Origin of the sequence: Roseovarius gaetbuli, assembly GCF_900172365.1 — a bacterium.
GTDB lineage: Bacteria > Pseudomonadota > Alphaproteobacteria > Rhodobacterales > Rhodobacteraceae > Roseovarius > Roseovarius gaetbuli.
This window is the reverse complement of record NZ_FWFJ01000006.1, coordinates 1-14356: the sequence shown is the minus strand read 5'-3', so window position 1 is coordinate 14356 and position 14356 is coordinate 1. Positions and strand designations below refer to the sequence as shown.

Annotated in this window: 17 protein-coding genes and 1 tRNA gene; 8 read left to right on the top strand and 10 right to left on the bottom strand. The window is 62.0% G+C overall.

The genetic code is table 11. From position 1 onward, the window contains the following. From ROG8370_RS04585 to ROG8370_RS04570, 4 genes are all read right to left on the bottom strand, one after another. Entirely contained in the window at nucleotides 1-1374 is a 1374-nt protein-coding gene (locus ROG8370_RS04585; protein WP_085825903.1) for an L-serine ammonia-lyase, read from the bottom strand. A gap of 190 nt (nucleotides 1375-1564) precedes the next feature. Beyond that, the gene (locus tag ROG8370_RS04580; RefSeq protein ID WP_085825988.1) at nucleotides 1565-2275 is read right to left on the bottom strand and encodes a glutathione S-transferase family protein; all 711 of its coding nucleotides are present in this window, start codon (nucleotides 2273-2275) and stop codon (nucleotides 1565-1567) included. Between the two features lie 74 nt (nucleotides 2276-2349). Further along, nucleotides 2350-2664: a DUF1244 domain-containing protein gene (locus ROG8370_RS04575; protein WP_085825902.1), complete on the bottom strand. Its 315-nt coding sequence runs from the start codon at nucleotides 2662-2664 to the stop codon at nucleotides 2350-2352. A 63-nt stretch (nucleotides 2665-2727) separates the two neighbouring features. Beyond that, the gene (locus ROG8370_RS04570; RefSeq protein WP_085825901.1) at nucleotides 2728-3468 is read right to left on the bottom strand and encodes an N-formylglutamate amidohydrolase; all 741 of its coding nucleotides are present in this window, start codon (nucleotides 3466-3468) and stop codon (nucleotides 2728-2730) included. 128 nt (nucleotides 3469-3596) lie between these two features. Here ROG8370_RS04570 and pyk point away from each other — a divergent pair, with 128 nt between their 5' ends. The 7 genes from pyk (at nucleotide 3597) to ROG8370_RS04535 (ending at nucleotide 8381) form a co-directional block, all read left to right on the top strand. Then, complete coding sequence (gene pyk / locus ROG8370_RS04565) at nucleotides 3597-5042, top strand: pyruvate kinase (protein WP_085825900.1); 1446 nt, start codon at nucleotides 3597-3599, stop codon at nucleotides 5040-5042. 42 nt (nucleotides 5043-5084) lie between these two features. Further along, nucleotides 5085-5309, top strand: coding sequence for a hypothetical protein (locus ROG8370_RS04560; RefSeq protein ID WP_085825899.1), 225 nt, complete (start codon nucleotides 5085-5087; stop codon nucleotides 5307-5309). A 132-nt stretch (nucleotides 5310-5441) separates the two neighbouring features. Beyond that, entirely contained in the window at nucleotides 5442-5642 is a 201-nt protein-coding gene (rpmI, locus tag ROG8370_RS04555) for a 50S ribosomal protein L35 (RefSeq protein ID WP_073196644.1), read from the top strand. A gap of 14 nt (nucleotides 5643-5656) precedes the next feature. Next, a complete protein-coding gene (rplT, locus tag ROG8370_RS04550) occupies nucleotides 5657-6022 on the top strand; it encodes a 50S ribosomal protein L20 (protein WP_085825898.1) in 366 nt (121 codons plus the stop codon). A 183-nt stretch (nucleotides 6023-6205) separates the two neighbouring features. Next, nucleotides 6206-6279: transfer RNA gene (locus ROG8370_RS04545), tRNA-Gly, on the top strand. Between the two features lie 163 nt (nucleotides 6280-6442). Continuing rightward, nucleotides 6443-7402 (top strand): DNA cytosine methyltransferase, encoded by a 960-nt coding sequence (locus ROG8370_RS04540; RefSeq protein WP_085825987.1) that lies wholly within the window; start codon nucleotides 6443-6445, stop codon nucleotides 7400-7402. A gap of 64 nt (nucleotides 7403-7466) precedes the next feature. Beyond that, nucleotides 7467-8381, top strand: coding sequence for a NaeI family type II restriction endonuclease (locus tag ROG8370_RS04535; RefSeq protein ID WP_085825897.1), 915 nt, complete (start codon nucleotides 7467-7469; stop codon nucleotides 8379-8381). On the opposite strand, the gene pyrF is transcribed toward ROG8370_RS04535, so the two are convergent. The 3 genes from pyrF to ROG8370_RS04520 form a co-directional block, all read right to left on the bottom strand. Beyond that, nucleotides 8378-9070: an orotidine-5'-phosphate decarboxylase gene (gene pyrF, locus ROG8370_RS04530; RefSeq protein WP_085825896.1), complete on the bottom strand. Its 693-nt coding sequence runs from the start codon at nucleotides 9068-9070 to the stop codon at nucleotides 8378-8380. The genes ROG8370_RS04535 and pyrF overlap by 4 nt on opposite strands. A gap of 65 nt (nucleotides 9071-9135) precedes the next feature. Then, the gene (locus tag ROG8370_RS04525; protein ID WP_139838041.1) at nucleotides 9136-9405 is read right to left on the bottom strand and encodes a hypothetical protein; all 270 of its coding nucleotides are present in this window, start codon (nucleotides 9403-9405) and stop codon (nucleotides 9136-9138) included. Nucleotides 9406-9563: 158 nt separating this feature from the next. Beyond that, entirely contained in the window at nucleotides 9564-9863 is a 300-nt protein-coding gene (locus ROG8370_RS04520) for a hypothetical protein (protein WP_085825894.1), read from the bottom strand. A gap of 262 nt (nucleotides 9864-10125) precedes the next feature. Here ROG8370_RS04520 and clpB point away from each other — a divergent pair, with 262 nt between their 5' ends. Beyond that, the gene (gene clpB, locus ROG8370_RS04515) at nucleotides 10126-12744 is read left to right on the top strand and encodes an ATP-dependent chaperone ClpB (protein WP_085825893.1); all 2619 of its coding nucleotides are present in this window, start codon (nucleotides 10126-10128) and stop codon (nucleotides 12742-12744) included. Nucleotides 12745-12861: 117 nt separating this feature from the next. Here clpB and ROG8370_RS04510 read toward each other — a convergent pair whose 3' ends face one another. The 3 genes from ROG8370_RS04510 to ROG8370_RS20490 form a co-directional block, all read right to left on the bottom strand. Next, the gene (locus ROG8370_RS04510) at nucleotides 12862-13704 is read right to left on the bottom strand and encodes an urea carboxylase-associated family protein (protein ID WP_085825892.1); all 843 of its coding nucleotides are present in this window, start codon (nucleotides 13702-13704) and stop codon (nucleotides 12862-12864) included. 10 nt (nucleotides 13705-13714) lie between these two features. Beyond that, nucleotides 13715-13921: a hypothetical protein gene (locus ROG8370_RS04505; RefSeq protein WP_085825891.1), complete on the bottom strand. Its 207-nt coding sequence runs from the start codon at nucleotides 13919-13921 to the stop codon at nucleotides 13715-13717. A gap of 104 nt (nucleotides 13922-14025) precedes the next feature. Then, on the bottom strand, nucleotides 14026-14187 hold the full coding sequence (locus ROG8370_RS20490) for a hypothetical protein (RefSeq protein ID WP_170925180.1): 162 nt from the start codon (nucleotides 14185-14187) through the stop codon (nucleotides 14026-14028). Nucleotides 14188-14356: the final 169 nt, after the last annotated feature.

Sequence of the window (14356 nt, the reverse complement as noted above, 5' to 3'; positions counted from 1 at the left end):
TCAGCAGTTCGGCACATTGACGGCCAGACCGCCGAGTGAGGTTTCCTTGTATTTCTCGCTCATGTCGGCGCCGGTCTGGCGCATGGTCTCGATGCAGGCATCAAGCGGCACAAGATGCGTGCCATCGCCGCGCAGCGCCAATGACGCCGCCGAAACCGCCTTGATCGCGCCAAGCCCGTTGCGCTCGATGCAGGGCACCTGAACAAGGCCCTTTACCGGATCGCAGGTCATGCCGAGGTGATGCTCAAGCGCGATTTCCGCCGCGTTCTCGATCTGCGCCGGGGTGCCACCCAAAACCGCGCAAAGCCCCGCCGCGCCCATCGCCGCGGCCGAGCCGACCTCGGCCTGACATCCCGCCTCGGCACCCGAAATCGAGGCGTTGAACTTGACCAGCCCGCCAATCGCGGCGGCGGTCAGAAGGAAATCCTCGATCCGGTCTTCGCTGGCGCCCGGCACATGCTCGAGCCAGTATTTGATCACCGAGGGCACGACGCCGGCCGCACCGTTGGTAGGGGCGGTCACCACCTGCCCGCCGGCGGCGTTTTCCTCGTTCACCGCCATAGCATAGGCGCTCATCCAGTCGTTGATCTTATGCGGCGCATTCAGGTTGGTGCCGCGCTCGTCGATCAGCGCATCGCGGATGCCCTTGGCACGGCGCTTGACGTTCAGGCCACCGGGCAGGATGCCATCGGTGCTAAGGCCGCGCTCGATGCAATCATCCATCACCTGCCAGATCCGCGCCACGCCCGAGCGCAGGTTTTCCGGCCCGCCGCGCGCAATCTCGTTGGCCTTTTTCATCTGGGCAATGGTCTTGCCGCTGGTCTCGGCCATCTCAAGCATCTCGGCGGCGGATTTGAACGGATAGGGTACAGGATCGCCCTCGTCGGTGTTCTTGCCGGCCGCAAGCTCGGCCTCGGTCATCACGAAACCGCCACCGATGGAATAATAGGTATCCTGAAGGATCACGTCGCCCTGAAGGTCGGTCGCCATCAGGATCATGCCATTGGCATGGCCCGGCAGGTTGGGACCGAAATCAAAGATGAGATCATCCTTGGGGTGAAACTTGAGCTCGGGCAGGCCCGGCGGCGTCACGGTCTCGGTCTCGCGGATCTGCGCCAGCACCGCCTCGGCCTTTTCGTTGTCATAGGTGTCGGGCAAAAACCCGGCCAGCCCCAGAATGGTAGCCCGGTCAGTGGCATGGCCAACCCCGGTAAAGGCCAGCGAGCCGTGCAGCGAACCGCGCAAACCGCCATAGTGAAACGGCGCCGCGCGCATCTTGTCCAGAAACCGCGCCGCGGCCACCATCGGCCCCATGGTATGCGAGGATGACGGGCCGATGCCCACTTTGAACATGTCAAAAACCGAAAGAAACATCAGGGGGCACTACCTTCTGGTGGCTTGGGGTTTGTCGGGCCGAACCGGGTGGATTGCCCCGGCTTTTGGCCCTTATCGCAGCTAGCATAGCCCAACAATGGTCCAGACGCGTCGTGAAATCGCGCATGCGCGGCCAGTTGCCAGTGCAGACAGAGAATTGCTCAGGCCGAGTTGCCTTCCGGCGGGGCCGTCACGTGGCGCTTCCTTCGGGGGGATTGGCGTATTCCGGGGCGGTGAAGGGCGCGGTATTGAGGCCCTCGGCCCGGATCGCAGCTGCGACGCATGGGCTTTGTTCAAGCCGGATCGCCATATCGCGCAGGTGCGGCCAGCGGGCGAGCGAAAACCACCCCGCCCCGCCCTCGGGCGCCGGGTAAAGCACCATCCAGCGCAACAGCGGCGCCAGATAGAGATCAAGAACCGACGCCTTGGACGCGCAAAAATACGCCGGTCCAGAGGCGGCCAACCGGTTCAGCGCATCAAGGTGGCGGGCAATCTCGACCTGCATGTGACGGCGCAGGGCGAGATGCGCGCCGGGCTCGTCGCCCACATACTGAGCCGGGTAAAACGTCATCCGAAGTGCCGGGTGCAGCGTGTTGGCGACAAAGAACAGCCATTTCAGGAAATCGCCCCGCTCCGGGCTATCGACCGGCGGGGCAAGCCGCCCATGCCGATCCGCCAGCCAGAGCAGGATCGCGCCGGTTTCAAACATCACCCCCTCAGGCGTTTCCAGCACCGGAATCAACCCGTTCGGATTGAGCGCCAGATAGGCGGGCGATTTATGCGCCGCCCCGGCGCGATCAACCAGCACGCAAGTATAGGGCAGGCCCAGCTCTTCCAGCGCCAGCCGGATGATCAGCGAGGCGTTGTCGGGCGCGTAGTGCAGACGATAGGTCTTTGTCATGGCACACTTCTGATGCGCATCCGGAGGCTGCATCGCGGATGAGTATTTAGAGAACGATGAAAGGTCAGGCGGGCCTAGCTCTTGTCGCCGACATTCTCGGCAAAGGCGGTCTTGAAGGCGGCCTGTTTGTCGGGGCTGGCTTCGGTCTGATTCTGGGCTTTCCAGTCGTCAAAGGGCATGCCGTAATAAATCTCGCGCGCTTCGTCCTTGGTCATCTCGATGCCGCGTTCATTGGCGGCCTCCTGATACCAGCGCGACAGGCAGTTGCGGCAAAAGCCAGTCAGGTTCATCATGTCGATGTTCTGCACATCGGTGCGCTTTTCCATCAGGTGGTGGCGCAGGGCGCGAAAAGCGGCGGCCTCGAGTTCGATCCGGGTTTGGTCATCCATGGCGTGTCTCCTTCGTCTGGGGTCAAGATGTGATGGCGGCGCGCGCGGCGCAAGGGGCGGGCGTCACAGGCCGGTGTCGGCCAGCCCCGCTTGCAGGATCGGCGCAAGCCGGGCGGCCCAGGCGCTCTGTTGTTCCGGCGTCTCGATCAGATCGTTGCGCAACTCGATCAGGATATTGAGCCGCTCATGGGCGATCGCATGGCGCGCAATCGCATCGCCGGGCAAATGGCCACCGTAGGGCTCGTTCTCACCGACGCAAAGATCGGGCTCGGCGTGCAGCCGGGTCAGAAGCGGGCGCGCCAGCCGCGCGTCCGCCGCGTAAAGCAGACCGATATGCCAGGGCCGCGCCGGGCCGGTCTTTAGTCGCGGCGTAAAGCTGTGGACCGACACGATCACCGTATCGGAGCGCCGCGCCGCCAATTCGGAGAGCGCCGTGTGATAGGGCCGATGACAGCGGTTCAGCCGCTCTTGCAGCGCCTCGGGCCCGGCGTGGCGGTTGCCGGGAATGATCGTGCCGTCATAAAGCTTCATCAACAGGGTCGGGTCGTCTTCGCCCCGGTTGGGATCAATCACCAGGCGCGAAAAGTTCGACAGAATCGCAGGCGCGTCAAGCGCCGCCGCCAGCGCCCGCGACACCCCGGCCGCGCCGACATCATAGGCGATATGGCGGTTCATATCCTCGGCCCCGAGACCAAGCGTCCCGCCATTCACGAACGGCGGCACGGTATTGGTGGCGTGATCGCAGGTCACAAGCCAGCGGCCCGGGCGCGTGGCCCCTTCTATGTCATATGGCTGATACATCATCGGGTTGGTTTTTCCTCTGAACTTCCTCTAGGACAGTTGCGACGGGATGTGAATTACGCAATAAGGCGAGCAAGAGTTTTGTTAGCGATAACACTCACAATATGCCGCGAAGAGATAAGGACGACCACATGAGACGCCACCGCAACGTCAAGATCGTAGCCACCCTTGGCCCCGCATCGTCGGATTACAAGACGATCCGTGCCCTGCATGAGGCCGGCGCAGATGTGTTTCGCCTCAACATGAGCCATGGTGCCCATGAAGAGATCGCCGAACGCCATCGCATCATTCGCCAGATCGAAGAAGACCTCGATAGCCCGATTGCCATTCTGGCTGACCTTCAGGGGCCGAAATTGCGGGTCGGTGTCTTTGCCAATGGCGAGGAAGAGCTTGAGGAGGGCGCGGCGTTCCGGCTTGACCTCGACAAGACCGAGGGCAGCGCGAGTCGCGTCTGCCTGCCCCACCCCGAGATTTTCGCGGCGCTCGAACCGGGCGCGAACCTTTTGGTCAACGATGGCAAAATCCGTCTGGCCGTCACCGATTGCGGCAAGGATTTCGCCAATTGCACGGTGGTGACCGGCGGTACGATCTCGAATCGCAAGGGTGTGAACGTGCCCGACGTGGTGCTGCCGCTGGCGGCGCTGTCGGACAAGGACCGCGCCGATCTTGAGTTTGTCTGCGAGCTTGGCATCGACTGGCTTGCGCTCAGCTTTGTGCAGCGCCCCGAGGATGTGAACGAGGCACGCACCCTCGCCCGTGGCCGGGCAGCGATCCTGTCGAAGATCGAGAAGCCCGCTGCGGTGAAATGCTTTGACGACATTCTGGCGGTCAGCGACGGCATCATGGTGGCGCGGGGCGATCTTGGGGTCGAGCTTCCGGTGCAGAACGTGCCGCCGATCCAGAAACGTCTTGTGCGGCGGTGTCGCGCCGTGGCCAAGCCGGTGATCGTGGCGACGCAGATGCTTGAATCGATGATCGAATCGCCGATGCCAACCCGCGCCGAAGTTTCCGACGTGGCCACGGCGATTTATGAAGGCGCCGATGCGATCATGCTGTCGGCAGAATCAGCGGCCGGCGATTACCCGGTCGAGGCCGTGAGCACGATGAACAACGTCGCCATCGAGGTGGAAAGCGATCCGACCTATCGCGAGGTGATCGAGGCAAGTCGGCGCGCCGACCGCCAAACCGTCGCTGACGGCATCGTTGCCGCCGCCCGTGAAATCGCCGAAACCACCGATATCAAGGCGATCTGCTGTTACACCCAATCGGGCACCACGGCGCTTTTGACTGCGCGCGAACGCCCGCGCGTGCCGATCATCGCCTTGACGAGCCTGCGCGGCACCGCCCGCCGACTTGCGCTGACCTGGGGGGTGAATTGTGTGATGACGGGCGAGCTGACCCGCTTCAAGCTTGCCGTGATCAACGCCGCCCGCGCCGCCTGTGCGCAGGGGTACACCGAAGAATCCGATCAGATCGTGGTGATTGCCGGCGTGCCGTTCAACGTGCCCGGGTCCACCAACATCCTTAGGGTTGCACCCTGTCAGGAAAGTTTGATTTACGCCACCGATCCGGGCTAAACTCGAATAGTTTTGCCCTTATGGGTTTACCGGAGACATGTAATGGACCCTGATCTTGCCATGGCGATTGGCGTCGTGCTCGGCGTGTTTACCGTTCCGTCGATCATGTCGGCCATCTCTGACGGGCGCGCGCCGCGTGTCGCCGCCTTTACCATCATCGCCGCCGGTGCTCTTATCCTGTGGGCGCTGACCAACAAGCCGGGCGGGTATAACTTCAGCGACTTGCCCGACGTTCTTGTGCGGGTGATCGCGCGCTATCTTACCTAAAGCGGATCAAACCGCGCCAAGACCCCTTGCGATTTCACTATGGGGCGCGTATACGGCGCCTCTCAATGCGCGACCGGCCGAAAGTGGCATGCCGAGTCGCGCCTTTACCGTCCGATCTAAGAGGAGCCGGAAATGCCCAAGATGAAGACCAAATCGAGCTGCAAAAAGCGGTTCAAAGTGACGGCCAGCGGCCGTGTTGTTGCCGGTCAGGCAGGCAAGCGCCATGGCATGATCAAACGCAGCAACAAATTCCTTCGTAACGCTCGCGGTACGACAACGCTGTCAAAGGCTGATGAAGGTATCATCAAGCCAATGATGCCCTACGCGCGCTAAGGAGGATCTGATCAATGTCACGCGTTAAAAGTGGGGTAGTTACCCACGCCCGTCACAAGAAAGTCATCAAGGCCGCCAAAGGTTACTATGGCCGCCGCAAGAATACCTTCAAGGTGGCCGCACAGGCCGTCGACAAGGCTAACCAATACGCCACACGCGACCGCAAGAACCGCAAGCGCAATTTCCGCGCGCTGTGGATCCAGCGGATTAACGCCGCCGTGCGCAGCCACGACGAGGCGCTGACATATTCGCGCTTCATCAACGGGCTGAACCTGGCCGGTGTGGAAGTGGACCGCAAGGTTCTGGCCGATCTGGCCGTACACGAGCCTGCCGCCTTTGGCGCGATCGTAGCCCAGGCGCAAAACGCACTGGCACAATAAGCCGGTCGCCTGCGAGGGACGACATGAAGCGCCGCTGCCCCCCGGGTCGGCGGCGTTTTCTTTTGCCGCGCTTTACCAGCGTGGGTTTCACCCACCCTACGCCTGCCCTTGACGGAATCGCATGTCGGCCGCGCATCGGCCCTTGACCGCGCCGCTGCAAAGCCATATTTCACCGGCTCAGACGCGGGTATGGTGAAAAGGTATCACGAAAGCTTCCCAAGCTTCAGTTACGGGTTCGATTCCCGTTACCCGCTCCAGACACTCCCCAACAGCCAGAACAGCGAACGAGCCGCGCAGGTTCAGGCTTGATCGAAAAGCCGAGGCTCTGTAAGAACATATTAAGAACAAATCCGCCCCCCAACTCTGGCGTTGATCCGGGCGGGCGGACGGGGTTTTATGTTCAAAAATGGGGCGGATGAGATGCTGACATCAGTGGAGGTTTGTGCCGGTGCCGGCGGTCAGGCGCTTGGGCTTGAGAAGGCCGGATTCGCCCATACCGCGCTTGTCGAGATCGACAAGCATTGCTGCAACACCCTGCGCCATAACCGCCCCGAATGGAACGTGCTGGAAGAAGATATGCGCCTCTTCAAAGAGCGCGCGGCTGATTACAGGGGCATGGACCTTTTCGCCGGCGGTCTGCCCTGTCCGCCGTTCTCGGTGGCCGGCAAGCAGCTTGGCGAACAGGACGAACGCAACCTGTTCAATGACGCCCTCGACATTATCGACGCCGCCCGCCCCCGCGCGGTGATGATCGAAAACGTGCGCGGCTTTCTCGATGCGGTGTTCCACGATTACCGCGAGCGGCTCAAGACGCAGCTCGACAAGCTGGGCTACAAGACCGACTGGCGGCTGTTGAACGCTTCCGACTTTGGCGTGCCGCAACTGCGCCCGCGCGTGGTGATCGTCGCCGTGCAAAAGGAGCGCGCCGACCTGTTTGACTGGCCCGAGGCGCACCCGCACAACCCGCCGACCGTCGGCGAAACCCTGCGCGACCTGATGGCGGCGCGCGGCTGGCGCGGGGCCGAGGATTGGGCCGCAAAGGCCGATGAAATTGCTCCGACCATCGTTGGTGGGTCGAAAAAGCACGGTGGCCCCGATCTTGGCCCGACCCGTGCGCGCGCCGCATGGGCCACTTTGGGCGTTGAGGGGCGCACCCTTGCCCCCGAGGCGCCCGATCCGGGCCACAACGGCATGCCGCGCCTGACCGTGCCGATGGTGGCGCGCATTCAGGGCTTTCCCGATGACTGGCACTTTACCGGCGCGAAAACCAACGCCTATCGCCAGGTTGGCAACGCCTTTCCGCCCCCCGTGGCACAGGCGGTCTCGGCGCAAATCGCCAAGGCGCTGCGCAAGCGCGTGCTGCGTGCGGTGAGCGCCTGAACTTTTCAAATCAGCCCTCCCGTGACAGGGAGAGACGACACAGCGGTTTGCCGGGGCGGCGCATTTGAAAAAGACCATTCCAGACAGCATTGTCGAGACCGGGCACCCCGATCACCCGCTGCTCGCGGCCCTCGCCGATGAGATCACCAAGCGCGCGGGCGGGGCCGAGGCTCTGGCCACCAACTTTCCGGCGATGCTCCGGCACTGCATCGACGATGTGATCATGACGCCCAAGACCGGACGGCGCTCTTATGACGAGCTTGAAAAGACCGAAAAGACCTATATCGGCACGCGGGTCGAGATCGAGTTGCGCGCGCTTTTGAACCTGCCCAAAGGGCGGCTTGATACGCTTATTCTGGGCCATGACGTCGACATCAAGAACACCATGGGCAGCAATTGGATGATCCCGACCGAGGCGGTTGATCACCCTTGCATTCTTGTCGCCGCCGACGAGGCGCGGGCGCGCTGTTACCTTGGGCTGATCATGGCGCGGCCTGAATATCTGACCCTGGGCCAGAACAAGGATGCCAAGAAAACAGTCTCTGCCAGCGGCTTTGCGCACATCCTTTGGCTGCTGCGCGATCACCTCTATCCGGCGAATTTCTGGCGCGGTGTGGCGCCCGAGGTCGTCGAGCGCATCTTTGCCGGGGCATCGGGCAACCGACGCATGGCCACGCTGTTTCGCGAGCTGCAACAGCTGGCCATTACCCGCGATGTGGTCGAGGCGGTGGCCCAGCAACACGACTTCATGCGCCGCATTCGCTCGGACAACGGGCGCGGCACGCGCGATCTTTTGGCGCGCGAGGGGATTTTGCTTTTGTCCGGCCATTTTGACGGGCCGTTGATCGACGCGCTTGGCCTGCCGCCCTGCTCGGCAAGCGAGTTCGTGTCCTATCGCCCCGGAACCGAGGCCGAGGTCGATATCGCCCGCGCGCATGGCATGCCACTGGACTGGCCGCCGGAAACCTTGCTGATCTAGCCGCGCAATTCGTCGAGGATCGCGGCGGCAGCGGCCTTGGGGTCGGGAGCGGCCCAGACGGGTCGGCCGACGACGATGTGATCGGCGCCATCGGCAATCGCCTGCGCCGGGGTGGCCACGCGCTTTTGGTCGCCAAGCGCCGCGCCAACCGGGCGCACGCCCGGCGTCACGATCAACTTGCCCGCCGCATTCGGCAGCGCCCGGATCATCGCGGCCTCTTGCGGGCTGGCGATCACACCATCGGCGCCGGCATCAAAGGCCCGCCCCGCGCGTTCGGCCACCAGATCGGGGATATCCCCCGCCCGGATCAATCCGGCATCAAGATCGGCGCGGTCCAGCGAGGTCAGGATCGTCACCGCCAGGATCTTGAGCGGCTTGCCCGATGCGCCCTCTTTCGCGGCACGTACAACGTGCGGATCGCCATGCACCGTCAGGAAATCAAGGTCGAACTGCGCAAGCCCGCGCACCGCCGCCTCGATCGTCGCGCCGATATCGAAAAGCTTCATATCAAGGAAAATGCGCTTGCCATGCTCGCGCTTCAACTCATCCGCAAGCGCAAGCCCGCCGCCGGTCAGCATACCAAGGCCGATCTTGTAGAACGACACCTGATCACCCAACTTTTGGGCCAGCTCAAGCCCGGCAATGGCGTTTGGCACATCAAGGGCAACAATCAGACGGTCATCGGTCATGGGGGCGCTCCGGGGCTTGAGGACAGGAAAAACCTGCGCCCTTGTCGCGGTGCCGTGGCGTGACGTCAAGCCCCCTGCAAGGCGCCTTCAAGTGCGCCGTCGGCCACGGTGATCGGCGTTTCGCCAGTCCGATACTCTGGCAGGCGCGCCAATTGCCGGATGGCATCCGCAAGCAGGGCCTCGGCAAGGGCCGCCGGATCAACGCCCTCTTCGGCGGTAACGGTGGACTGCATGGTGACCCGACCACCCTCATTTTCAAGCAGGAAGACGGCGCTATGGCAGCGCTTGACCACCTCACTTTTCAAAGCACACACAGTTACTTTCGTAATATTCATTGGCTCAACCGTTTTACTATTTAACTATCGGACAGCATGTAGGCGTAAACTATTGGTCGACTAGGGTGAAAATACCCCGACCGCTCCCATAAGCAGGGGCTCGCCTGAATCAGCGATTCAATCGGCGGTTGATCGCTCAAAATCGACCCGCCGAACCTTCAGGCGGCGATGCCGCGCAACAATCGTTGCACCTGCACCATGGTGCTCGCCCGCGCCGCAGAGGCCGCATTTCCTGCCGCGAGGCGAAGACGCAGACCGGCGCCCTTGCCGCGATGTGCGGCCTCGGCATCCTCGACCAACCCGCGCATTACATGCGCGTAATCCGCATGAATCGGCGCGCTGACCTGCGCCGGATAGCTGAACCAATCATCGCCCTGCCGGATACGAACCTGCGCCTCAAATGCGCCGCGCTCGGGGTTATATCTGATGTCGTCCAGTGTCAGTTTCCGGGTTTCCATTGCCTGCATCCTTTGTGCTCGGGGCCATTTGGGCCCTGTGGATAACTTTGATACAGATCGGGATCCCAACGGCTTACGCCAAGGGCTGGTCACGAAAATGTGCGGAATTGACGCAAATCATCGCATCCCTGTGACGAATCGGTGACCCTTGGGCTTGAATAGGTGGCGCAACAAACCCATCTCGGTCATGAGGTTCCCAATCGCGCATGCCTAATGCTGGGTGCGCAAGCGGGGTAACGCTTGCAACAAAAGGAGAAGACCCATGGACTTCAACAAGTTCACGGAACGGTCCCGCGGTTTCATTCAGGCCGCCCAGACCATCGCGATGCGCGAAAGCCATCAAAAACTTGCCCCCGAACATATCCTGAAGGCGCTGATGGATGACCCCGAGGGGCTTGCCAGCAACCTGATCCGCCGGGCCGGTGGCGCGCCCGAGCGTGTGGTGCAGGCGCTTGATCTGGCAATTGGCAAAATCCCGCAGGTCTCTGGTGATGCCGGACAGACCTACATGGACCAGCAAACCGGCAAGGTTCTGGCCGAGGCCGAAAAGCTGGCCGAAAAGGCCGGTGACAGCTTTGTGCCGGTGGAACGCATTCTGACCGCGCTCGCGCTTGTCAAATCGCCCGCCAAGGACGCGCTTGAGGCCGGTGCCGTTACCGCGCAGAAACTCAACGAGGCGATCAACGATATCCGCAAGGGCCGCACCGCTGACAGCGCGAGCGCCGAGGATACCTATGAGGCACTTGAGAAATACGCGCGCGACCTGACGAAGGCCGCCGAAGAAGGCAAGATCGACCCGATCATTGGCCGCGACGATGAAATCCGCCGCGCCATGCAGATCCTGAGCCGCCGCACCAAGAACAACCCCGTTCTGATCGGCGAGCCCGGCGTCGGTAAAACCGCGATTGCCGAGGGTCTTGCGCTGCGCATCATCAATGGCGACGTGCCCGAAAGCCTGCGCAACAAAAAGCTGTTGTCGCTCGACATGGGCGCGCTGATTGCCGGCGCGAAATATCGCGGCGAATTCGAGGAACGCCTCAAGGGCGTGCTTAACGAAGTAACCGCCGCCGCCGGTGAAATCATCCTCTTTATCGACGAGATGCACACCCTGATTGGCGCCGGTAAAGGCGACGGCGCGATGGATGCCGCCAACCTGATCAAACCGGCGCTTGCGCGCGGCGAATTGCATTGTATCGGCGCGACCACGCTTGATGAATACCGCAAGCACGTCGAAAAAGACGCGGCCCTTGCCCGTCGGTTCCAACCACTTTTGGTCGAAGAACCCACGGTCGAGGACACGATTTCGATCCTGCGCGGCATTAAGGAAAAATACGAGGTTCACCACGGCGTTCGCATCTCGGATTCGGCGCTGGTGACGGCGGCGACGCTGAGCCATCGCTATATCACCGACCGCTTTTTGCCCGACAAGGCGATCGACCTTATGGACGAGGCCGCAAGCCGTCTGCGCATGGAAGTCGACAGCAAGCCCGAGGAACTCGACACGCTTGACCGCGATATCCTGCAAAAGCAGATCGAGGCAGAAGCCCTCAAGAAAGAAGACGATGCGGCAAGCAAGGACCGGCTTGAAAAGCTGGAAAAAGAGCTGGCCGAGTTGCAGGAACGCTCCTCCGAGATGACCGCCCAATGGCAGGCCGAACGCGATGTGCTTGCCGGGGCCCGCGATCTCAAGGAACAGCTTGATCGCGCGCGGATTGAACTCGATCACGCCAAACGCGAAGGCAACCTCGCCAAGGCCGGCGAGCTGTCTTATGGCGTCATTCCGGGGCTTGAGAAAAAGCTGGCCGAGGCCGAAAAGGCCGAGGACAAAGGCGTCATGGTCGAAGAGGCCGTGCGCCCCGAACAGATCGCGCAGGTGGTCGAACGCTGGACCGGCATCCCGACCTCGAAGATGCTCGAAGGTGACCGCGAAAAGCTGCTTGGGATGGAAGAAAACCTGCACAAGCGGGTGATCGGTCAGAACCTTGCGGTCAAGGCCGTGGCCAACGCCGTGCGCCGGGCGCGTGCGGGTCTTAACGACGAGAACCGCCCGCTGGGATCGTTCCTGTTCCTCGGGCCGACCGGCGTGGGTAAAACAGAGCTGACCAAGGCGGTGGCCGAGTACCTCTTTGACGACGACAACGCCATGGTGCGGATCGACATGTCGGAATTCATGGAGAAACACTCGGTCTCGCGTCTGATCGGTGCGCCTCCGGGCTATGTCGGCTATGACGAAGGCGGGGTTCTGACCGAGGCGGTACGTCGCCGCCCCTATCAGGTGATCCTGTTCGACGAGGTCGAAAAGGCCCATGCGGATGTGTTCAACGTGCTGTTGCAGGTGCTTGACGATGGCGTTCTGACCGACGGTCAGGGGCATCGCGTCGACTTCAAGCAGACGCTGATCATCCTGACGTCAAACCTTGGGGCACAGGCGCTAAGCCAACTGCCCGAAGGCGCCGATGCGTCGGACGCCAAGCGTGACGTGATGGATGCGGTGCGGGCCCACTTCCGGCCTGAATTCCTCAACCGTCTGGATGAAACGATCATCTTTGACCGCCTCAGCCGGGGCGATATGGGGGCCATCGTCGACATTCAGCTTGGTCTTTTGATGAAACGTCTGGCGGGGCGCAAGATCACGCTGGATGTGGATGCAGATGCCCGCAAATGGCTGGCCGATGAAGGCTATGATCCGGTGTTCGGTGCCCGCCCGCTCAAGCGGGTGATCCAGCGCGCCTTGCAGGATCCTCTGGCCGAGTCGCTTTTGGCCGGTGATATCCTTGACGGCTCCACCGTGCCGGTCACGGCCGGTGCCGAAGGGCTTATCATCGGGGATCGTGTCGGCACCACCCGGCAGGAACCGCCACAGGATGCCGTGGTTCATTAACCCCGGCCCAAGCCTAAGAAAACGCCCCTCTGTTTGCGCAGGGGGGCGTTTTTGTATCTAGAGCATGTTGCTCAAAAGTGGGGACCGGTTTTGAGCTTCTCGAACATGCGACATGCTCTAGCGCCCGTGGCTTTGGTCATAGCCGTTCACCGGCGGGCTCTGCCACCCCGACAGAGCGGCGGGGTCGGGCGCAAAGACCTCGATCAGCATCGGATAGCACGCCGCGCTGTCGCTGGAATGCTCAGTCGAGCAATCCCCGCCCGGACAGGCACTTAGCGCGCCAAGCAGGTCGATTTCGGCGAAGAACTCAAGGTAATCACCGGGGCGCACCGGGCTGGCCTTCATGAAATACTGCCCGGTGTCGCGGGTAAATCCGGTGCACATGAACACGTTCAGAACGTCATGCACGTGGGCTTCGGCCTTGGCGAGGGTAAGGCCGGTTTCATCGGCGAGCGCGCGGGCCAGGTTGGAATGACAGCAATGGTGATACTGCGTGCCCGCCAGAAGATTGCCGGTATAGGGATCGCAGCGCGTGCCGATCACGTCATGCACCGAGCCGCCAAATTCGTCGATGCCATACCAGCCAAGAGTATCGCCGGTGATCGTCGCCATCGGGCGCAGATAGGGGAAACTTGACCACATCCTCTCGCCCACACTCAGATGCGTGCCGTGCAGGGCGCGCGATTTGCCGGAATAAAATCGCTCTGAAAGGTCGCGCGCGTTCCACAGGTTAAGATCGCCCACCTGCGAGCCCTCAACGCTTGAGATGCGAAAGAACTGCCCCGCATCGGCGCGAAAGCACGCCGCCTCGCGCGCCGGCACGATCACCTCTGACACCTTCCTGGCCCCTGCCCGTGCAGCGCCGTAAAGCGCCATGTCGGGGCGTGGCAGGGTGTCATTGGGGTAACAGATCACCGGGCGCACAGCGCGGCGGACATCGGCATCGGCGGGTTGGGTCATCTTGGGCCTCTCAGGATTTCGGCGTGTTCGCCACGCAATCCAAAGGCGGTTTTCCCGTCGATGTAAAGACCTGCGCGCCGCAGGTCATACAGTTGAAACAAGACCCCGCCTCGCCATCCTGACGCCGATCCGCCCGCCACCGGCACGACCGCGTGCGCCGGTTTGACAGGATCAGCACCAGAATAAAGGCAATGATCACTCCGACAACGATCAGCATGGCAAGGCTCCTTCAGGGTTGCGCAATCCTCAAGCAGCGCACACCAAATGGAAAGCCCATAAAACGCGAACCCCCCGGCGTTTTGGCCGGGGGTGTGACGGCGCTCAGGCCTCGTAATAGGCGTACATCTGCTCCAGCGCGCTCTGATGTGGTGGTTCAGCCCGGTTTGCGGGGGCCGAGGGTGTGAAATAGGCCGTCACCCACTCTGGCAGCGCCTCAGCCGGTTTCACGGTCACATGATCGGGTGTTTTTGCTCGGATGGCCATTGTATTCTCCAATTTCCTCAGACCCTTAACCTAAGGTGCCGCGGTAATCCCCCCATTTTCAATGGGGTCCAGCCGTAGAAATCACGCAGCTGTTTTCAGTTTCATAGCGGGTGTTATGCCGCCGATGCCCATGTTGGGGCGCTCATTGTTGTAAGTCCAGAGCCATTGC